This window comes from Niallia tiangongensis (assembly GCF_044704065.1).
GTDB classification, from domain to species: domain Bacteria; phylum Bacillota; class Bacilli; order Bacillales; family Cytobacillaceae; genus Niallia; species Niallia tiangongensis.
Genome location: NZ_CP162613.1, coordinates 4,693,801 through 4,715,036 on the forward strand (window position 1 = coordinate 4,693,801; position 21,236 = coordinate 4,715,036).

Annotated in this window: 19 protein-coding genes and 2 other annotated features (1 of these 21 running past the window's edge); of the genes, 8 read left to right on the forward strand and 11 right to left on the reverse strand. The window is 37.4% G+C overall.

The genetic code is table 11. From position 1 onward, the window contains the following. Window positions 1-222: a binding site (T-box leader), on the reverse strand; it reaches 25 nt to the left of the window's first position. A gap of 114 nt (window positions 223-336) precedes the next feature. Both AB3U99_RS22240 and tyrS read left to right on the forward strand, forming a co-directional pair. Next, window positions 337-1,569, forward strand: coding sequence for a hypothetical protein (locus AB3U99_RS22240; RefSeq protein ID WP_400243931.1), 1,233 nt, complete (start codon window positions 337-339; stop codon window positions 1,567-1,569). Window positions 1,570-1,760: 191 nt separating this feature from the next. Beyond that, window positions 1,761-1,992: a binding site (T-box leader), on the forward strand. A 56-nt stretch (window positions 1,993-2,048) separates the two neighbouring features. Next, window positions 2,049-3,293 carry a tyrosine--tRNA ligase gene (tyrS, locus tag AB3U99_RS22245; RefSeq protein ID WP_400243933.1) on the forward strand — a complete coding sequence of 415 codons (1,245 nt, stop codon included), beginning with the start codon at window positions 2,049-2,051 and terminating at the stop codon, window positions 3,291-3,293. Between the two features lie 577 nt (window positions 3,294-3,870). Here the strand turns inward: tyrS and AB3U99_RS22250 are convergent. After that, on the reverse strand, window positions 3,871-4,806 hold the full coding sequence (locus AB3U99_RS22250; RefSeq protein WP_400248156.1) for an SDR family oxidoreductase: 936 nt from the start codon (window positions 4,804-4,806) through the stop codon (window positions 3,871-3,873). A 259-nt stretch (window positions 4,807-5,065) separates the two neighbouring features. Here AB3U99_RS22250 and AB3U99_RS22255 point away from each other — a divergent pair, with 259 nt between their 5' ends. Next, a complete protein-coding gene (locus AB3U99_RS22255; RefSeq protein ID WP_400243935.1) occupies window positions 5,066-5,230 on the forward strand; it encodes a hypothetical protein in 165 nt (54 codons plus the stop codon). A 109-nt stretch (window positions 5,231-5,339) separates the two neighbouring features. Here the strand turns inward: AB3U99_RS22255 and AB3U99_RS22260 are convergent, their stop codons facing one another. The 4 genes from AB3U99_RS22260 to AB3U99_RS22275 all read right to left on the reverse strand — a co-directional run bounded on the left by AB3U99_RS22260 (window position 5,340) and on the right by AB3U99_RS22275 (window position 7,513). Next, window positions 5,340-5,546 (reverse strand): hypothetical protein, encoded by a 207-nt coding sequence (locus tag AB3U99_RS22260; protein WP_400243937.1) that lies wholly within the window; start codon window positions 5,544-5,546, stop codon window positions 5,340-5,342. Window position 5,547: 1 nt separating this feature from the next. Then, complete coding sequence (locus AB3U99_RS22265) at window positions 5,548-5,775, reverse strand: hypothetical protein (RefSeq protein ID WP_400243939.1); 228 nt, start codon at window positions 5,773-5,775, stop codon at window positions 5,548-5,550. Between the two features lie 34 nt (window positions 5,776-5,809). Beyond that, on the reverse strand, window positions 5,810-6,676 hold the full coding sequence (locus AB3U99_RS22270; protein ID WP_400243940.1) for a DMT family transporter: 867 nt from the start codon (window positions 6,674-6,676) through the stop codon (window positions 5,810-5,812). Between the two features lie 330 nt (window positions 6,677-7,006). Beyond that, complete coding sequence (locus AB3U99_RS22275) at window positions 7,007-7,513, reverse strand: C40 family peptidase (protein WP_400243942.1); 507 nt, start codon at window positions 7,511-7,513, stop codon at window positions 7,007-7,009. 244 nt (window positions 7,514-7,757) lie between these two features. On the opposite strand from AB3U99_RS22275, the gene AB3U99_RS22280 reads away from it, so the two are divergent. Further along, the gene (locus AB3U99_RS22280; RefSeq protein ID WP_400243944.1) at window positions 7,758-8,729 is read left to right on the forward strand and encodes an exonuclease domain-containing protein; all 972 of its coding nucleotides are present in this window, start codon (window positions 7,758-7,760) and stop codon (window positions 8,727-8,729) included. Between the two features lie 446 nt (window positions 8,730-9,175). On the opposite strand, the gene AB3U99_RS22285 is transcribed toward AB3U99_RS22280, so the two are convergent. After that, window positions 9,176-9,883 carry a TIGR02206 family membrane protein gene (locus AB3U99_RS22285; protein ID WP_400243946.1) on the reverse strand — a complete coding sequence of 236 codons (708 nt, stop codon included), beginning with the start codon at window positions 9,881-9,883 and terminating at the stop codon, window positions 9,176-9,178. Between the two features lie 593 nt (window positions 9,884-10,476). Between AB3U99_RS22285 and AB3U99_RS22290 the strand changes: the two genes are divergently transcribed. Beyond that, window positions 10,477-10,659 (forward strand): aspartyl-phosphate phosphatase Spo0E family protein, encoded by a 183-nt coding sequence (locus AB3U99_RS22290; protein ID WP_400243948.1) that lies wholly within the window; start codon window positions 10,477-10,479, stop codon window positions 10,657-10,659. 55 nt (window positions 10,660-10,714) lie between these two features. Here AB3U99_RS22290 and AB3U99_RS22295 read toward each other — a convergent pair whose 3' ends face one another. Beyond that, a complete protein-coding gene (locus AB3U99_RS22295; protein ID WP_400243950.1) occupies window positions 10,715-11,731 on the reverse strand; it encodes a homoserine dehydrogenase in 1,017 nt (338 codons plus the stop codon). Window positions 11,732-12,154: 423 nt separating this feature from the next. Here AB3U99_RS22295 and AB3U99_RS22300 point away from each other — a divergent pair, with 423 nt between their 5' ends. Continuing rightward, the gene (locus AB3U99_RS22300; protein ID WP_400243952.1) at window positions 12,155-12,652 is read left to right on the forward strand and encodes a sigma-70 family RNA polymerase sigma factor; all 498 of its coding nucleotides are present in this window, start codon (window positions 12,155-12,157) and stop codon (window positions 12,650-12,652) included. Then, window positions 12,645-13,787, forward strand: coding sequence for an anti-sigma factor (locus tag AB3U99_RS22305; protein WP_400243954.1), 1,143 nt, complete (start codon window positions 12,645-12,647; stop codon window positions 13,785-13,787). Before AB3U99_RS22300 ends, AB3U99_RS22305 begins: the two co-directional genes overlap by 8 nt. A gap of 551 nt (window positions 13,788-14,338) precedes the next feature. On the opposite strand, the gene AB3U99_RS22310 is transcribed toward AB3U99_RS22305, so the two are convergent. Then, window positions 14,339-15,754: a SpoVR family protein gene (locus AB3U99_RS22310; RefSeq protein WP_400243955.1), complete on the reverse strand. Its 1,416-nt coding sequence runs from the start codon at window positions 15,752-15,754 to the stop codon at window positions 14,339-14,341. A gap of 118 nt (window positions 15,755-15,872) precedes the next feature. Between AB3U99_RS22310 and AB3U99_RS22315 the strand changes: the two genes are divergently transcribed. Continuing rightward, the gene (locus AB3U99_RS22315) at window positions 15,873-16,097 is read left to right on the forward strand and encodes a hypothetical protein (protein WP_400243957.1); all 225 of its coding nucleotides are present in this window, start codon (window positions 15,873-15,875) and stop codon (window positions 16,095-16,097) included. 109 nt (window positions 16,098-16,206) lie between these two features. Here the strand turns inward: AB3U99_RS22315 and AB3U99_RS22320 are convergent, their stop codons facing one another. From AB3U99_RS22320 to AB3U99_RS22330, 3 genes are all read right to left on the reverse strand, one after another. Then, the gene (locus AB3U99_RS22320; protein ID WP_400242725.1) at window positions 16,207-17,535 is read right to left on the reverse strand and encodes an IS3 family transposase; all 1,329 of its coding nucleotides are present in this window, start codon (window positions 17,533-17,535) and stop codon (window positions 16,207-16,209) included. Window positions 17,536-17,636: 101 nt separating this feature from the next. Next, the gene (locus AB3U99_RS22325) at window positions 17,637-18,992 is read right to left on the reverse strand and encodes an IS1182 family transposase (RefSeq protein ID WP_400243959.1); all 1,356 of its coding nucleotides are present in this window, start codon (window positions 18,990-18,992) and stop codon (window positions 17,637-17,639) included. Window positions 18,993-19,210: 218 nt separating this feature from the next. Beyond that, on the reverse strand, window positions 19,211-21,211 hold the full coding sequence (locus AB3U99_RS22330) for a penicillin-binding transpeptidase domain-containing protein (RefSeq protein ID WP_400243961.1): 2,001 nt from the start codon (window positions 21,209-21,211) through the stop codon (window positions 19,211-19,213). Window positions 21,212-21,236 lie beyond the last annotated feature (25 nt).

Here is a 21,236-nt window from a genome sequence, read left to right on the forward strand (position 1 = left end):
CACCTTTATTCGTTTATGAAAATAAACGCACTTATCCGTACAGAAACAAAGCTGTTTCTTATACTTTGTCTTTTTTAACGGTAAGACGTTCCGCGCAGCCTACTATTTGTTCAGCCTTGTAGCTCCGAAGCCCATTCAGCAATCAATCCGTACTGATTCGCACCAACCATCAGCTCTCTTTAAACCTTTCAACTGCTTACTCTTCTTCCTCATTGCTCTTTTATATTAGCTATATAGTAAATTATATGGAAAAAAAGGTCAAGAGATGTGTACATATTCCTGTCTTTTAGAAGGATATTATGGATAACAATTCAATAATAGGAGCGAGAAAATCTCATGAAGAAAACACTCTGCTTTACCCTCATTTTTCTGTTTATTTTTCCGATTACAACAAGCTTCGCGGCCCCACTAAAGGACGTAAAGGCAGCCTTTATTAGGGAGGGAAATTTATGGATTTATCTCCAGGAAAAAGAGAAGAAAATTACAACCTCAGGGAATGTTATTGGCGAGCCCCAATGGTCCCATGACGGACAATATCTAGCCTATCAAATGACTGGTCCTCCTGAGCTAAACGAGAATCAGCAAGAAATTGAAATTTGGATTTACGATGTGAAAAAGGACAACAAACAGAAACTCTTTCATAATGGCTATTCTCCCACTTGGGCACCAAAAAAAAATTCTCTAGCTTTTACCGATCACCGTATCCTTGATGTAGCTGATTTCAACCATTTTTTTAACATCGAGCTTGGTGTAGATGCCTATCAATGGTTCCCAAAAGGTAATGGGTTTATTTTATCAACAAGTGGAAATTTAGAAGCGGATGGCTGGAAGAGCGCTAAGCTTTATAAAAAAACGATTCAATCGCCGTATAAAAATATTCAGACTGCTACAAGTACACCCTTTTTCACCCTTCCAAAAGAGGTCGGTGTCGGGGACAGCAAAATTATTCCGATAAATGCTTCTGATTTTACTTTCTCGCCAAGTGGCAAATGGATTTCGTTTATCGCATCCACAACGGCAAGCATTTCGATGGATAGCAATATGCTGTGCGTTCTCTCAAACGACGGAAAAAAATTCGAGGTAGTAGATGAAATCATTTGGCAGGTAGGAAAGCCAAAATGGGCTCCTTCCAAGGATACACTTGCCTATATCGAAGGCGGGGGCAGACTTGTTTTCGGGTTAAATAATAAAAAATTAAAAACAAAGGATATGCCAGTAAGTGGCGCCTTTACACCAAAGCATTATGCAGATTTAGACTTTGATTGGCTCGATAATGAATCCCTTGTTGTTTCAAGAATTCCAGAGGCCGAATGGAACAATGATTTAACGAAACAACCGCGCCCCTCTCTTTATGCAATTTTGACAAAAAGCAACAGCCAGAAGAAGATAACGAATCCAGCTAAAGGCTATGGTGACTATCAGCCGAAATTCAATCCATCTGTGCAAAAAATTACTTGGTTCAGAGGTACTTCTCTCGTCGATAATAAACGAAATGTATGGATTGCCAATCCAGATGGCAGCGAAGTAACCGAATGGCTTAAAAATGTTGAAACTATCGCTGTTTATTAACAAATAAGGGATTACCCTCCTATAATGTGAAACTTCCATTAGTGGGGTTTTCCTTCATCTCCACTGATGGTTATCAGATAAATTATTTTCAAAAGAAAATAAAATTGTCTCTTGAATTTCCCAATTGTATCTGGTAGTATCTTTATCAAGTTAGTGCTAACTAGAAAAATTTGTTTATAATGCCTTTTTATATATATGCTTTGATTGGAAACAGTAGTGCCTATTTCCCTGTTATTAGAGAGTCAATGGTTGGTGCAAATTGACACAAAAATAGACGCGAATTACCTCCAGGAGCATTCTTTGTGAAAGAGTTTTTTCGATTAGCAAAGAACGGATGAGCCGTTACCCATAATGAGTGGAGGAATATTCTATATTCTTCAATTAGGGTGGTACCACGTGCATAAAAGCAACCACGTCCCTTTTTTAGGGGCGTGGTTTTTTGTTTTTTTATCATTAATTTAACGAAAGGAGTAAGAAAGATGAGTCCATTTATTGAACAGTTAACGAGTGACCAAGAAAAAGAAATGCAGAGGCAACTAGATGTCTATCGTCAAGGCGTACAAGATATCATCCCAACAGAAGAACTCGCCGAAAAAATCGCTAAGTCCCTTGTGACAAATACACCTTTGAAAGTAAAGCTCGGCCTTGATCCATCTGCGCCAGATGTTCATCTTGGCCATACAGTTGTCTTGAATAAACTGCGCCAATTCCAAGAAAACGGGCATACGATTCAACTGATTATCGGTGACTTTACCGGAAAAATTGGCGACCCAACTGGCAAATCAGCAGCAAGAAAACAGCTGACAGATGAAGAAGTGAAGGAGAATGCGAAAACGTATTTTGAGCAATTTGGAAAAGTCCTGGACATGGAAAAAGTCGAACTTCATTACAACTCTAAATGGCTCTCTTCCCTTTCCTTCGAAGACGTCATTGGACTCGCTGGTAAAATAACCGTTGCTCGTTTACTAGAACGGGATGATTTTGAAGAGCGATTAGCTTATGGAAAATCGATTTCCTTGCATGAATTCTTTTACCCGTTAATGCAAGGCTATGATTCTGTCATGTTAGAGGCAGATATTGAGCTTGGCGGAACAGATCAGCATTTTAATATTCTGATGGGTCGCCATTACCAGGAGAAGTTCGGAAAAGAAAAGCAGATTGCGATATTAATGCCTCTTTTAGAAGGGTTAGACGGCGTCGAAAAAATGTCAAAGTCGAAGAAAAACTACATCGGCATCGATGAAAGTCCAACTGAAATGTACGGAAAATCAATGTCCATCCCTGATCCATTGATGAGCAAATACTTTGAACTGATTACAGACTTAGAAACTATTGAAATAGCTCAAATCAAAAAAGATTTACATGCAGGAACTCTCCATCCTCGAGATGCGAAAATGCTTTTAGCAAGAACGATTGTCCGGATGTACCATGGAGAAGAAGCCGCCGAAAAAGCGGAGCAGCAATTCATCACTATTTTTCAAAAAGGCTCCTTACCAGATGACATTCCGACCATCCATTGGACTGGAAAAAATCCTGAATCGCTCATCCAGCTTCTAGTTGACTTACATCTATTAACTTCCAAAAGCGAGGCAAAGAGGATGATTCAAAATGGAGGAGTTCGGATTAATGGAGAGAAAGTAGAAGAAACCGATCTAGACGTTTCCATCAGCAAGGAAGTAATTATTCAAGTGGGAAAAAGAAAATTCATCAAACTACTTGGCTAATAAGCGGAAGAGGCTGGGACATAAGTATTCCAGCCCAGGTGAAAGCCAAACAATTACACGAAATTTCGTATGATTGTTTGGCTTTTTAATTAGCTTTTTAAAAAGCTGTTTCAGTTGGATCACCCGCAGCCTGAATACACTCCGCTTTCCGTGGGGCTCGCGCTGAGCCGCGGTCTGCCTTTGGCCTGCAGGGTCTCAGGCTGTCTCGCTAATCCCACAGGAGTCTACGTGTATTCAGGCTGCTTCATATCTCCTACTAATTTATTTTTTATTAAAAAAACAATATTTTTTTAGGAAATTGCCTTTAATAACGGAGTGGAATGGAGCGGAAAACACTCGACTCCTGCGGGAAATAGAGGAAAGGCTGAGACCCCACAGGCGAAGCCGAGGAGGCTCAGCTTCCTCCCCGCGGAAAGCGAGTGTTTGTAGCGCAATGGAACAAAATAGTTTATACACCTGACTATATTTAAAACAGAAATAACCATTGTATAAAAGGAACCTTTATTTAAGCGCTAAATTAGAGATTGTTCGTCTTTACAGATTGGCTATTTAGTTTTGTCCCAGCCTCTTCCAATCATTACGAGCTTACTACTTCTCCACCGTTTACATGGAGGACTTGCCCTGTTACAAAACGAGAATCATCGGAAGCTAAATATACAAACGTTGGAGCCAATTCAAATGGCTGTGCTGCTCTTTGCATTGGGTTATCAGAACCGAAAATAGCTACTTGATCAGAGGAAAAGCTAGCTGGAATTAACGGCGGCCAAATGCGTCCCGGTGCTACTGCATTCACTCGTATTCCATCTTTTACAACGCTTCTCGCAAGGGCACGAGTGAAACCAACATTTGCTGCTTTTGTGGCAACATAATCAATTAGCAGCGGTTCCCCTGCATACGCAACAACAGAAGCCGTATTAATAATGCTGCTTCCCGGCTTTAAATGTGGGAGTGCTGCTCTTGTTGTGTAAAAATGGGAGTAAATATTAACCTTAAATGTATCATCAAATTGTTCATCTGTGATATCCGTTAATTTAGCCTGTTGAAATTGAATACCGACATGGTTACAAAGAATATCCAGCTTCCCAAACGTCCTTACCGTTTTCTCCACAATGTCGATACATTGCTTTTTTTTTCGTAAATCTCCTGGTAATAAGAGACAGCGTTGCCCTAATTCTTCGATTCTTTTTTTCGTGCGGTTCGCATCCTCATGCTCATCTAAATAAGCAATTGCCACATCTGCACCTTCTTTTGCAAAGGCAATCGCAGCAGCTGCACCAATCCCACTGTCTCCCCCAGTAATTAACGCCACTTTCCCCTTTAGCTTTCCACTTCCTATGTAGTGGTCATTTTCGATAATTGGCTTTGGAACCATATAGCTTTCTAACCCTGGCTGACGGAGCTGTCTATTTTCTGGAAAATTAAGCGAAATTTCCTCATACTTTGTTACTTTTCCATAATTAGGATATAGCGGATATGGATCCGTCTGCTTATTTGCTTCAAAAAGCTCTTGCATTTCGGTTAACCGGATAAGCTGTTCCGATTGATGGTTTCGTGTTTCGAATAATTGATAGTATGCTTCTGGAACTTGATACATCGGATCTCTCGGATCATTCACATAAAAGGACATACTGACCCCTCCAATAATAGTAGTAAATTATCCTATGTGATTCTGCGTATTTGGTGCCTAATTAACTACTATATAAAAGCCGGACTCGCTCTCTTTTTAGGAATAATGAATACGTTAAAGGAAGGAACTGAAGGAGGGGTATTAAATGAGGTATGAATTTAATCCAAAACTAAAATTATTGCTACTGAAACAATCGAAAGATACGGTTAACATGACATATATCAACCATAAATGGTCAATGCCAAAAACCACAGTGAAACCACCTTATTATAAAAAGCCAATTTATGAATTGCATTATCCGAAAGTTTGAAAAGAAGTTAAAACTAACTTCATATGCATTCTCCAATAGCAAAGTTTGTACTATTGGAGAATGCTTTTTTTATGATGCTCTCCCCACTGAAATCTGAATTAGGTGGTTTTCATTCCATCTCAGAAACTATCTTCTTTAATAAATCTACTGGTATATCATAACTTAGGCGGCCATTAAGGGAATTATGTAATTCAATTGTCACCTCATTAGCAGCCCCTCTACCCTTTTTTATTCTCAGAACCATTCTTGGATCTTTAAAAATTTCTACCGTATCTATCTTTTGATGAATGGTGTGTTTCCCATATTTTTTCTCCATATCAGCAGCCACCCCCTTTTTTCCTATGAGCGTGATAGCGACCTTCTTCTCCAATCCCTGTATCAATTAGATAAACTACTTTATTTGTATCTTGATTAATGGAAGGTATAACATCAAATACCTGTTCAATTAATCCACCTGTCGGACGGGTAGGAATCGGAATTAACACATTTATTTCTGATTCTGGATTACATTCTTTTAATCTCTCTATTAATTCATGGACTTTCATCACACACCTCTTATCAACTAGTTTTTTCCACATCCTAATTCACCGATTCACTTATTTTCCGCTTAAAAGCAGCTCGCGTTTGTCCCCAAAAAATAAGCACAATGCCGATAATTTGGAAAATATCGGGGCGATACGCTGTTAATACAATGTCCATAAAAATCGCAACTGCTGGATCGATAAACACGAGAACGGCAATGGATCCAGAAGATAATTTCGGCAAGCTGCTGAAAAATAAATAATAAACGAAGCCAGTATGGATAATTCCTGTTAATAAAATATAAAACCAATTTTCCCCTGTTAGATGATTAAAATAATCCCATTTTACAAAGGGCACAAGCATAATGATGCCGACACCTGTTTGAATAATCGTGGTTAAGATTGGATTTAGCTTAGCAATTTTCTTCCCTGTCAATGTCGTTAACGCATAAAATAGCGCAGCGCCAAACGCCCACGGTAATCCAGCAGACAGAAGCTCATCGATAGACAGATAATCCTGCATTCCCCCTACCAATAAAGTTCCGACGAAACAAATAATAACCGTTAGCATTAATTTAAGCGTAATCCTTTCTCGATAAAGAAAGCTGCCTAATAAAACGACAAGCACTGGTGCCAAATGATAAATTGAAACGGCAACCGTTACAGACAGATGTTCAAAGGAACGGAAGAAAAATACCCAGTTCACGACAAGAAACACGCCACACAGAATACTATAGCCAATCTCTTTTTTCTCAACCGCTTCCTTTTTTCTCCTTGAAAAAAGATAGACAATACTTAGCACCACACAGGCACAAATACACCGAATAAAAACCAATTCAATAGATGGCAAATTCGTTTTTGCGGAAAAATAGCCAATCGAACCAAATATCGCCATCGATAATGCAAATTTCATTGTTGCGTTCATTTTTTTCCTCCACAGCTGTTTTCAAGTTGCTAGTTTTTTTGCTTATTTCTCTATCATATAGAAAATTTTAGCTTTAATAAATATAATAGATTGCCTTTTTTCAGTTAATTTAGTAAATTCTATTAAATTTTAAGGTGAAGTCTGTGGATATGTTTGCTAGTTTTGTTTTTATTGTCTAAAATCTGAGGGATATAATCCAAACTTTTGCTTTATTGTCCAAACTCACCCGCTTATGATCCAAACTTCCCTTTATTGTCCAAACTCACCCGCTTATGATCCAAACTTTCTTTTATTGTCCAAACTACACAGCTTATGATCCAAAGTCCCTTTTTATTGTCCAAACGCCATAATATATAATCCATACACAAAAAAAACCCATCCAAAAGGAAAGGGTTCAATTCTTTTTGCACCATAATATTTTGTTTTCCAATAAGAGTTGGATAGCTTGTCCACTTTTACTCCTTTTGAAGAGGAACTATGGATAAACTTATTACTTCCTATGTATATACCAACATGGGATGCACCTTTTTTATATGTTTCAAAGAAGATTAAATCTCCCCGTTTTAAGTTCGCTTTTTTTACTTTTTTTCCTTTTTTATACATACTTGCAGCTGTTCTTGGCAAGGATTTGCCTGTTTTTTTATAACTATAGCCAACAAAGCCGGAGCAATCAAATCCTTTAGGAGTAGTTCCTCCATATTTATAAGGTGTACCAATATAGTTTTTTGCTACCGTAACGACTGATTTCTTTGAAGCAGCACTTGCTTCGTTCGTGCCAAATATGCCAGTAAAAAATAATCCAAATGACAGGAGTGACAAGACAATAACCTTTTTCATCTAGCGACCTCATTTACGTAAGATTAGGTTCCAAGGCTTCCTTCTATCAACAAAACTATCTTCTCATATTATTCAGATAATGAGGTTACATCTATATACAAAATAGATTACAATTCTATTACAATACTATATAAGAATAATATCCCTCCCATTCCATAATCTTCTTTTTCCAAGCTATTCTAATTTAACGAAGGAAAAGTCGTAACATGATATACTAGTAGAAAAAAGAGGGAGCGTGTAAACAGTGGATTTTATTGCTATCGATTTTGAAATAGCAAATGCTGATATGGCTAGTGCTTGTTCGATTGGACTAGCTTATGTGGAAAATAACTCCATTATAAAAGAGCAATACTTTTTAATGAAACCTCCAAGTCTATCATTTGATCCAAAGTTTATAGCGGTTCATGGGATAACAGAAAAGGATGTTGAAGACGCGAAAAGCTTTCCGGAAGTATGGGAAATGATAAAAGAGGACATTTCCAGCCATACAATCATTGCACATAATGCGCAGTTTGATATGAGTGTGCTCTATTGCTGTCTGGAAAAATATCAATTGGATAAGCCTGACTTTTCGTATATTTGCAGTATCCCTATTAGTAATCGGGCAACAAGAGGAGCAAAGGTTGGGCAATCTTTAAAGGATCGCACATCTTACTTTGGCATCTCGATGGAAGAGCATCACCATGCAGGTTCAGATGCGAGAGCATGCGCGGAGCTTGTGATTGCTTGTATTGAGTCAAGAAAAAAGGATTCGTTAACTAATTACTGTGCTTCTTATCCTACTCTTCCTATTAAACTGTTTTCTGAATTAAAGCCACAAACCACTTTTGGAAGAGCAACGACTTTTTCAAAAAGAAAGCCTGTTAAACAATTCAATTCCATTTCCATATCGGAAATTATGCCATCAACTGATTCATTTGATGAAAATCATCCACTCTATCAAAAAAATCTAGTCTTTACTGGAGACCTGCATTCGCTTGATAGAAAAGATGCTATGCAACAGGTTGTAGACGTTGGTGGTGTCATTAAAAGTGGTGTGAGCAGCAAAACCGATTATTTGGTTGTAGGTGTACAGGATCAAAAGCTTGTTGGTTCTGAAGGCATTAGTTCAAAAGAGAAAAAAGCCTACGATTTACAATCAAAAGGAAAGCCGATTGAAATTATTAACGAGCAACAATTTTTAGCGCTTTTGAAAAAAGAGCGAGTTAATTATTAAAAAAGAAGAGCTGGGACAAAACAAAATAGCAACCTGTAAAGACGAACCATCCTTAATTTAGCTCTTAAATAAAGGCTATTTTTTCATGCTAGTTATTTATGATTTTAAATATAGTCAGTGTAAAAACTAATTCGTTATTAAAGATTGTTTTTCTATAAACTATTATGGAAATAGAAAAAATTAATTAATTGGAAAGACGGAGCAGCCTGAATACACGTAGACTCCTATGGGAGCTGCGAGAAAGTCCGAGACCCTGCAGGAGCGTGAGCGACGAAGCGGCTCGGCGCTCGCCCCATGGAAAGCGAAGTGTATTCAGGCTGCGGATAATAACACCATCTTTACGGAAACAGCCTTTTATAAACCAATATAAAACCGAACAATTACACGGAACTACCGTATAGTTGTTCGGGTTTATCTATGGCTGGAATACTTATGTCCCAGCCTCTTTACCTTTTTCTTCTAAGTTGAAAAGGCAGAAGCAAAAGGTAAAACAAAGCAAGTGCCACTACTTCAAGAACCAGCAAGTAATATGGATATGGCCCTAAATAATCTAAGAGGGAACTGTTTGCTGGCTTATATGCTAAAAACATATAATTGCCACCTGTTAAACGATTGACTATCCAGGTTAGTGCCGCGCTGCTATTTAAAAAAAGAAAAGACAGAATTAGTCCTTTTTTTGTCGGTTTATACTGATGGACAAGCACAAAGTACAGACAAGTCCATATAATAAGAATGTGCGTGATAAAAAAGTGGAAATAGCGGAAATGGGGATAACCTAAAAATAATTCAGGTGTGATAACGGCCATTAATGCGCCGATAATCCCGATAAAATAAACCACTTGAAATACAAGCTCCCATTTAGTAATTAGAAGCAATAAGCAAAGGATTAAACTGATGGAACAAAGATGGAACGGCAGCATAAAAGCAGCATCCCATAACCTATCCTTATACATCCAATAATGGTACATTACCTCTAAACCAAGTAATAATCCAAAAATTACAGACCGAAAAACACCGCTTCGCATTTGGATGTAATGTCGAAAAATTGCAAGCAAAACTCCCCCAATGAGAAGAATGCCTATCATAGTTAGATGGGATATAGAAAATAATGCAAAGGGGAAATCATCATATAGATGCCCGTACCATCCCTTCATTTAAGCAATTCTCCTTTCTGGTATTTTCCAAAAAAGTATTTTTTCCAAATTTTTTTACAAACTACGTATAAAAGTTTAATAGTTTGGGAATATTATAGACAAATACTACTGATCAAAGAAAATCAATTTCAAAAGGAGAGGATTACAATGAAAATACAAACAAATTCTGCGGTGACTGATTTTATTGAGAAAGATAAATTTGAATTAGAATCCTACCTTGAATATTTATTTAGCCTTGTTTCGGAAAAATAATCGGAAGGATATGATGATCTATCCTTAATAACCTGGGCATTTGACACTTCCCTTTTAAAGAAGAGATGTGTTAAATGCCCATTAACTTACGCTTGGTTTCCCTGCAATCAGAAGAGAGGCAAAAACCTACACTGATTGATAGCCACCCTTTAGAAAATTATCGTATCCTCCAGATCTTTTCTTTGTATACCGATGTTTTTCCATCCATGTATTGCTCCAAGCCTTTATCAAAGCCATCTACCCACATTTTTGTAAATTTTATTTAAAAAACACTTAATATTTCCAATTTAATTTGATAGAATAGTAAAAGCAATCTATAAAAGGTAGGAGCATCAATAAAAATGGAACTTTCTCGAATTAATATCGAAAATGTTTGTGAATTATTGGACACAATCGATCTTTTAAAAACCGAATTGCTTAAACATGGGGTTGAAAAAGGCTTAAATGATCCCCATACCATCCAAATAAGCGAGCTACTAGATACATATATTGTCATGTATCAAAAAAGGATAGCCCAGAAGTAGAAAAATTCTATAACCTCTTCCAATCCACTTCTAAACCAATTCCAACAAAAATGAATTAGCGAATGAGATTAATCACATCTTTTAAGGCTGCTGCCGCTGCTCCTTTAGGATGAGAGGCACCGCCAACACAGCAAATCGTTCCCATCTCCTCTGTTTCAAACAATATTCCTTTATTTGTCCCTTTTACATGAATCAATGGATTTTCAGGAGTAAGAATTTCCGGTTTGACCTGCAGAATAAGCTTGTCTCCTTGTTTTTTTGCTGATGCAATAAGCTTCCACTCACACCCATTTATCTTTGCCCGCTGCATATCCGCTTTTGTAATCTTTTCAATTCCCTCTATTGCAATATCCTCTAATGTTAACTTCGTATGAAATAATCCATTTGCCAGCAGTAATATTTTGCAAGCACTGTCTAGTCCTTTTATATCTAAATCAGGGTTTTTCTCTGCAATCCCCTTCTCTTGTGCCAGATGTAATGCCTCTTCAAAGGTTATATTCCCCTCTGACATACTTGTTAAAATAAAATTGGATGTTCCATTTAGAATTCCTTTGATCGATAGAATGTTGCTTCCTGCCAAACTAAATTCTCCAATGTCTATTGTTGGTAGCGCTGCTGCTGTTGCCCCACTATATTTAATTTGGCATCCATTTGCATTTGCCCTTTCTAATAATTCAGGCAAGGAATGGACAAGTGCTCCTTTGCTGACAGAAACAATATCCATATTTGACTCAAGTGCTTGTTTTATGTAAGAAAGGGCAGGTCCGCCTGTTTCTAGATTGGTAGGTGTGCATTCTAGTAGAATATCCCCTTTTAACGCTGGGGATTCAACAGTTAAATCTTTCATACTAGCATATTGGGAAATTCCTAGAGACCCTTTTGGCAAATTATATAAGACAGAAAGGTTTAAGCCATCCGGTTCATAAATCATCCCGATAGAACCGATTACTCCAACTACTTTAAATTCTGTGTGATATTTTTCTACAAAATCTTCCTTTTTTCGATCCAATAACTCGACAAATTCCTTTGCAACTGTCCCATACCCAGTAATGATTATTTTTCTTTGCTTCATCGTTTAAGTTATTCCTTTCTTTCTTTTTTTCCTATAGATTTCTTTCTTTTTGAAAGTATTTCCTTTATTTTGGATTAAATATTTTCATTTCAGTTAATTTACTGTAACTTTTCGTAGACTTAACCGTGTTATTAGGAGGGTACTGAAAAAGTATAGTTTCTCCAAATTAAATAAGTATTTATTTATTTGAATGCGAATATAAAGTTGGTTTGGAGAGGCGACAGCTCGACTCCTATGGGAGCTGCGAGAAAGTCCGAGACCCTGCAGGAACGCAGTGACGAAGCGGCTCGGCGCTCGCCCCATGGAAAGCGAGCTGTCGCCTCGGAAAACAAATGAAATACCCGAATTTAAAAGTCGGCCACCAACAATTATGATTATATTGCAGTTTTTCAGTGGTCTCGTTATTAGTAAGAGGGGGCGAAGATGAAGGATTCTATAGATACTATTTATCAAACCAATTTTAATGATATATATTATTTTCTCCTTTCACTCTGCCATAATCATCATTCCGCGGAAGATTTAGTTCAAGAGACATTTTTTAGAGCACATCTCTATCTAGAAAATTTTCAAGGTGAAAATGTGAAAGCATGGCTACTTACTATTGCTTATCATGTATTTATCGACCATTTTCGAAAAAATAAGCGACTAGTAATCAAAGAACACGATTTCTTTCAAAGAGAGATGGATCATGCACAGAGAATAGAGGATATTGTCGTAGCAAAAGAAGATATCCAAAGAGTTATAAACATTCTCAAAATATTACCTGAAAAACAAAGGATGGCGGTGTTATTAGCTGATTTTCATGAATTAACAACCGAAGAAGCAGCATCGGTAATGAGCGTTAGTCCTACGTACTTTAAAGTACTACTGTTCCGAGGAAGACAGGTAATAAGACAGAGGGGGCAAAAAGTTCATGAGTGAGGAATACAAAAAAAAATTAGAAGCCTTTAAAAAAGGGGAACTTTCGAAGGCCGAAGCAAAAGAGATTGAAAGTGATTTAGAAAAAGTCGAACAATATTTACAAGTTTTCGAGGAAGCTGAAATGGAAAACCAGAAACAAGCTCCGAATTCTATAATGAATCAAAAAAAACAACAGAGAATTTTAAGAAGGGGAAAATGGAAAGCAAGATTTCAAACAGCATTTACGGCATTAGGTATATTTATTTTGTTCACCATTATTTCTACCATCTCTACAGCTGCTTATTATGCTTGGGGTAGTCCAGATAGAAGTGATTTATACCGAAATGTTATTGATTTAACATTAACAGTAACGGATCCATACGGGAGTTTCAGTGGAACGAGCATAAATACAAAGCCTTATTTTGGAATGGAAGCAACAACAGATATGAAGAAAAAAGTGGGAGATGAATTATTTAAAGTTGGAGAATATAAAACAAATTTTCTATTCTCCTTGATGGGGATGCCTGAAAAAGAAATACAAGGTACCACCTCTCAACAACAACCCGTTTTCTCTTTTTTACCTAAAGAAACATCACCATCAGAATGGAACAGGTTAGAAAAAGTGAAAAACGGCACCGTTTCATCTGTTTATCTTTCCTTTTCCGAATTATTCACTACTGACCAAGTATTTGATTATTTTAAAGAAAGAAATTTAGAAATTATTTGGTTTGCAGTAGATACAGGAATAGAGAATAAAGGAGACTACGGAATTGATCCAATCGGTTTTCCTAATTCACCAATATGGCACGACGATGATATGATTATTGATTCAGTCGAAAAAACAGGGAATTTTTGGCTTTCAACGGAGTCTATCTCCTCATCTTCACCTGAGTATACTGAAGGGGATTCAAAGATTCTTCAAAAACAATTTATAAAAACACTCACATTTTTAGAGAAATATGAAAAAAAAGCAGAGAATTTTTATTTTGGTAAGTTAGAATTAGATAAACGAATAGCTTATATGGAAGAGCATGGAATTTACCACTATGGAGTAGTTATTACAGGTCCAACAGAGGAAATTTTAAAATTGAAAAAAGAAAGTTGGATTAAAGAAATTCGTATTGATGAAGTAAGATTTTGGAATTGGGATAATTAATAGAGAGAGAGGCTGGGACAAAACTAGATAGCCAATCTGTAAAGACGAATAATCTCTAATTTAGCTCTTAAATAAAGCTACTTTCTCATGATGGTTATCTATGTTTTTAAATATAGTCACATGTAAAAACTAAGTCGCTCCATTGCGCTACAGACACACGATGCGCAGGGGAGCAACCTAAGCCTCCTCGGCAAAGCCTGTGGGGATAAAGATTGCTCTACTTCCCGCAGGAGTCGAGTGTCTTCCGATCCATTCCACTTCGTTTTTTAAAATTTTTTAATAGAAAAATTTAATTATATGGAAGCACTGAGCAGTCTGAATACACGTAGACTATGGGAGCTGCGAGAAAGTCCGAGACCCCGCAGGAGCTAGCGACGAGGAGGCTTGGCGCTCGCCCCATGGAAAGCGAAATGTATTTTAGACTGCGGATAATAGCAACAGACTTTTTTGAAACCTTCTTTCTAAAACAAAAAACACGAACAATAATGCGTCTACATAGATATTCGTGTTTATTACTAATTGAAATGCTTATGTCCCAGCCTCTTTCCCCCCTACAGATATTTCCGATGCAATGCCTTGCCATCATAGGTATAAAGAAGTTCTTTATCCTCTACCACTGTTTCAATATGGACGCCTCTTCCCCATAATTGCTGAATATATGGAAGCACCTTTTCTAAGTATTTTAAGTCTAATTCTATTCCTTCATAACCATGCTTTAAATATAACTCACCGTTTTTGTTATAGTCCCCGTCATTGACTGTAATATATGGAAAGCCTCCATTTACCCGCATGCTCACCAATTGATCCCGCACCTGTTCCCAAGCTTTATCGACAACTTTATAATCTCTACCCTGCTTTTGGAAAAGATACATATCTTCTCTCATTACGAGATCCTTTGCTAAATAATTTCTTAAGAAAGAAATATCCGATTCTATTTCACGTACCTCAAACATTTTTTCTCGGCCAGATCCTGGTTTAACTCCCCTTTTCTTCATTTCTTCGGTTGGATTATTATAGCGGTCCTCGATATCTTCAAATATCTTTAATCCTAGATAATAGGGGTTGATGCCTGTTTTGGACGGCTGTACTACACCCGCATTTAGCTTTGCAAATTCGATTGCTTCTCCACTTGTTAAATCTAATTCCCTGACAATTCGCTGATGCCAATAAGATGCCCAGCCTTCGTTCATAATCTTTGTTTCTAATTGTGGCCAGAAATAGAGCATTTCTTCTCGCATCATCGTTAAAATATCCCTTTGCCAATCAGAGAGCTCTCTACTAAAGTTTTCGATAAAAAGCAGTAAATCCTTCTCTGGCTGTGGCGGGAATTTCTTTGCTACCTTTTTCTTTGGCTTTTTCGGTTTATTCCGATCATCTAATCCCCATAATTCATCATAAGGAGTACTCGAAGTTTCCTCTTCCTCTACAAACTCAACATCCTCCATCGACCACGCTAGTTTTGGTCGCATTAAGCTCGGATCTATATGTTCATCGATCGCTAAAACTGCATCCAAAAAGGTTTCCACTTCATGCTTCCCATATTTAATTTCGTATTGGCGAATACGATCGGCTGTTGCTGCCATACTTTCGACCATTTCACGCTTCGTATTTTGAAAACGAACATTATTTTTAAAGAAATCACAATGCGCCAAAACGTGGGCAACAATTAGTTTATTATTTATTAGGGAGTTACTATCCAGCAAAAAGGCATAGCACGGATTTGAGTTAATGACTAATTCATATATCTTTGATAAACCTAAATCATAATGCAGCTTCATTTTATGAAACTGCTTACCAAAACTCCAATGGGAAAATCGAGTAGGCATTCCGTATGCACCGAATGTATAAATGATATCCGCAGGACAAATTTCATATCTCATTGGATAAAAGTCTAGTCCAAATCCAGAAGCAATCTCGGTAATTTCGTCAATGGCATATTCTAATTCCTTTTGTTCTACCTCATTCATTCCGCTCTCTCCTTTCACCGTTTAAACTAATGTATGAAAGGAAAAAGTGAATCATGAGTAAATTAGATAGAAATTGCGTTAGATTGATGGTTTTTTATTAAGGATGAGGTTGGGGTTAATGGGAGGAGCGATTCCTGGGAGATGCAGACTGTTGTTTTTTACAAATGAGGCTCTTTTGGAGAATGTCTTTGGTGGTGATGCTTTTGAAGGTCTGTTTTCTTTACTTTTGTCAGCGTTCATCCCCTTGATGTACGCCACTTTTTGCTTTGTTGCTTTGCTTTTTGGCTTTCATCCCCTTCATGAACGCCACTTTTTGCTTTTTGGCTTTAAATCCCGCTTATGAAGCAAATTCCCACACAGCTTACATTCCAATCACCCACTTATCCTCAAAAAGAAAAAGGAGCATTCTCTTTAAACTGGCACCCATGTCAAGGACACAGTAAAAAAAGAGATTAAGCAGTGAGAAGATGATTCCTATATTGAATAGGGGTCATCTTTTTTAAGTTCCACTGATATCGATAATTGTTATAGTAAACCATGTAATGATTTATTTTTGCCTTTAGTTCTTTTAAGGTTTTACAAGATTGATAGTCCACATCATCTTTTAAATGACCAAAGAATGACTCTTGAGGGGCATTGTCCCAACAGTTTCCTCTTCTAGACATCGATTGGTCTAGACCATATTTTTTTAATAACCTTTGAAATTTTGGGCTCGTATAATGACTTCCTTGATCTGAATGAATAAAGGCATCTTTATGTATAATTACTTTCTTGTTGTTCATCAATTTCTGGATTGTCTTCGTTGCGATATCTAAGGTAATACGGTCAGAAACATGATAAGCTAGGAGTTCGTTTGTGGAAGCATCTTTTACGGTCGACAAATAAGCCATACTATTTCCGTTATATGGCAAATAAGTGATATCCGTTAATAAAACCTTTCCTGGTATACCCTGCTTAAACTCTCTGTTTAGCTTGTTTGGTACGACTTGATGTTCCTTTGTTGCTTTAGCGATTTTTTTATAAGGATTTACTTTTCTATGAGGACAGACTATACTATATTTCTTCATGATTCTTTGTATCTTTTTACGACTAAATATAATGTTATATTCATTCTCCAAGATCATTTTTATGGACCTGGAACCTTTCTTATATCCCCGTCGATTAAAGGCTTCTAGTATGATTTCTTTCGCTTCCAAGTCCAATTGTTCTCTCGCTTCTCGGATAGTATATGCTTGAAGGAAACTATAGTATCCAGAACGGGAAACCTCTAAAAGTTTGCAAAAATACTTAGTCATACGCTTAAAACCATTTTGTTCAATGGTCTCAGAAATTAATTGATATACTCTACTTGGTTCTAGTTTTTTTGTTTCGTTTAGCAGCCTCCTTTCTGTCACTTCTAGCTTTTTTAATAACTCTACCTGACCCTCCAATAGCTTAATTCTAGCTTCTTGCCTTTCAATCACTTCAGACGGCGTAAGTTCTCGCTTTAATGGTCTACCAGAACCGGCTTTTCTTGAGTCTGTGAGTCCGATTAACCCATCCTTTTCATAGGCTTTCTTCCACCTGTATGCGGATTGTTCAATTCGTTTAATTCCTATTACGTCCACATCAAAGTCGTTATCCATGAAGATTTGTCGAGGAAGTTTTCCACCTAGATACTCATCCATAAATCTATTTTTAAATGAATCCGTATAGGTAATAGCTCGCTCGCTGACACTTTGTACATTTGGATTCCTTTTAAGCATTTTTATCTCTTTAGTTGAAAATGTTATCTTACTCATGTTGTCCCCTAATCCCTTTTTAGTAATTTAAGTGAGTTAATTTCATAATTCGAGCTTTTAAAGAAACACAGACTTACAGAATTTTATCTCCTATAAAATTTTTAAGCTGCTTGTTGCTTACTTAACTTACGGTTAATCCTATCTGCTCCTAACTTGGAAGCATTGTAAACAAGCGTTACGAGATCAAAATGGACTTTCGCTCTTTTCCCAGTACGATAACGAACATTATTGAGCTGGAAATAACCTTTAAGATAGGCATTTACTCGCTCAACCGCTGTACGTCGTTTAAAGATGGTTTTCCAAGTTTTTGATCCACGGGCTGGTGCGGTATATCTTCTAAGATCGGTTGTGATTTTTACTTTGTATACTTTCTGGCAAAGACCATCATTCGCTAACGGACAGTCTTTACACTCTTTTGGACGTGTATATTTTAATGTTTCATACTGATGATCAAAGCTATCGTAACGGTAAGAATGCTCTCGAACACATGTAGGGGCGAAGTGCTTATCAAATCCAATAGGTTCGGGTTCATTCCGCTTATTATAAGCAATCACAGATTGATGGCCCATTCGATGAATTTGGGTATAAATCGCCTCAAAATCATAGCCTGCATCCATTGTTTGATAACGTAATGAAGGAAACAAAACGTGTTCGTGAAGTCCTTTTAATAAAGGGATCGCAGCTTTTCCATCATTTAAATTAGCGGAAGATAGAAGAGATTGAAAGATATACTGACTCTTTGTCCCTACAGCTAAATGAGCTTTGTAGCCATACCAAAAAACATTTTTTCCTTGGCTGTTTTTCTTGATTCCCCATTGAGGATCTTGAGGAATTTCAGCTCGAAGTTCATCCAGAGGAATATCTAGTTGTTCTTCTATTTTCTTGTCATAAAGTGGAAGGTTGGCTTCCTGTTCTGCTTTTTCGATAAGCCATTGTTCACGCTCTTCTTTTGATTTACGTCCACGTTTTTTCGGTTCCGATTTTGGCTGTTCTTCCTTTGGAGGTGCTGCATCTTTGGCTAGTACATGCGTGGCATCAATGGCAACCGTGTCATCCTCCACAAAGCCTTCTGAAATGGCTTGATGGAGCAGTGTTCCTTGCACATTTTCAAGAACATCGGATTCACAAAGAACAGTAATCATTCTAGAATAAGCTGCTTCTGAGGGGATAGAGTCTGAAACTAAAAACCCACAGTCGAGACGAAAGATCATGTCATATTTTAACCGTTTCACTAAATCCTTAATAAACGGAATTCGCTCCGTAATTCTAGCGATGAGCGAATAAATCATCGCTGCATAGTTTAGCCCAACAGGCCTTCCAAAACGCGATTTCTTCGTTACCACAGCGAAGATCGGTTCGATGTCAATGGTAGAAAAAACAGCTTCAAACCGTTGGGTAGGTTCTAAATGATATAATTCTTGTAGGTCAAATAGGCTTCCTTGTCGTATAATAGTCATAGGGAGTCTTCCTCCAGTCTTATTAGTTTGTGTAGTGCTTACTAAATTCGACATTTTGGGGAGGTACTCCTTTTTTTGTGTCTCTGAGACCTTGAGACTCTAAGCGTTAAATTTATGAAATTGATTCAAGTATATAAAAAAATACCTGTAGATAAAACACTCTTTTTTCAAGTGTCCTAACTACAGGTACCAGTTTACTTCGAACACTCCTTTTCCCCTTATTCTATTATCTCTTTCACTTTTTTCACAACGTAGCCGGAACTGCCTTTGTCTTCAACGCTTTCCATCATCATTGCAATCAATAAGTTCTTTTTTTCTTTATCGTATGTGACATACCAGCCGTTTTCTGTTCCTTTTTCGCCTTGTTTCTCTTTTAATTCGGCTGTACCTGTTTTTCCTGCGAACGTTTTGCCACTTATTTTCCCGGCGCGTGCAGTACCATTTGGATTGTCAATTACTTGCTGGAGATCATCAGAAATAGTATTAGCAACCGATTCGTCCATGATCTTTTCTTTCCAAACCTTGCTCTTCTCGTCACTATCCAATAATACTGGCGTCATGAGGTTTCCGCCGGTAACAAATGGGGTATAAGCTGTAGCAAGATGAATCACACTCATTTCCACATGACCTTGTCCGTAGCCTGAGTCTGCTAATAATTGTTCTGTATCTAATTTTCCATATGTGGATGTTTCAATCGGGAAAGCGTATGGGAATGATTCTTCAAAGCCAAATTTCTTCAGCTCTTTTGCAAATTTATCTTTCCCTAAATCTAAGGCTGTTTGTGCAAAGTAAATATTATCACTGTAAAGAAGGGCATCAGCGAGATTAACTGGTGCTGAACTGCTATGAACTCTTGTTACATAATAACCGCCCCACGATTTATCCTTTTGCCACTGTTTTGTGGTAATCTTTCTTTCCTGTTCCGGGGTAATAACGCCCTCGGTTAATGCCGCAGCTGCTACAAGAGGCTTCATAACAGAACCAGGTGCATAGTTATTTTTAAAACGATTGGTAAAAGGATCTAGCTTATTATTATCGTACGCTTCTTTCTCAGACGTTGTTAGGCCCACAATCATCTTATTTGGATCATATGCCGGGCTGCTAACTAATGCCAGGGTTTCTCCTGTTGATGGATTAATAGCGGCTGCTGAGCCTGCTTCTCCATCCATTTTTTCATATATTTCCTTTTGTAAATCTGCATTTATCGTCAACTTAATATTTTCGCCATTTTGCACTTCTTTTTTCGCTAGCGTAACGGTACTGCCGTCTGCTTTTTTAATTAATATTTGTTCACCATTCGTGCCTTTAAGTCGCTCTTCTAGCACTTGCTCCAAGCCTCTTTTTCCAATTACATCTGTGCTAGAATAGCCTTTTCCTTCATTTTTCTCTAGCTCTTCTGCTGTAATGCTGCCAATGTAGCCAATCAAATGGGCAGCACTTTCTCCAAATGGATAAATTCTGCCTTTTGTATCTTGTTTTTGAACGCCAGGTAATGCAAAAAGTTTATCCAAATAAGCACGATCTCCTGTGGCAACCTTTTTAATTGGAACAAAAAAGCTCGGCTGTACCCAGTCTGCATCTAAAGCCTTTTGAATGGTTTCTTTTTTTATATCTAGGAGCTTTGCTAGTTCATTGATAACTGTGTCTGGATTATCTCCCATTTGCTCTGGAACAAGTCCAATTTCGTAGATGACACCATTCATCGCAAGAGGATTTTCATTGGTATCGACAATACTGCCGCGCTCTGCTTGAATCGTGTTAACGGAGATTTTATCGTCAGGACCTAACTCGGAAAAAATATAAGTAGTATCCCAATTAATATACCAGTTCTCTTCTTTCTCTCTTTCTTCTTTAACCAATGCAGCCTCATTGTCAAAGCTGATTTCTCCTGCCATGCTATTCATTTTTACCGAAAAAGGAATTTCTGCTTGTTCTACTTTATCAAACTTCTCGTCTTCCGATGGTTTTGTATAGGTTATTTCTAAATCATTGATGTTTAAGTCCTTGTAGATTTTTTCATATCTGGAAACAAAATCGTCTTCCGAAATGTTTTCTTTCGCTTTTGTAGAAAGAAAAGCATACATCTCTTTAAATTTCTGATCATTCCACAGCTTTATATATTGTGATAGCCGTTCATCTGGGGTAGGCTCATTTTTATTGCATCCTGTTGCCACTGCTACCAGTATTAATATCAGTAAAAGCATCCATCTCTTTTTCATTCCTATCTCCCCTTCTAATCTACTA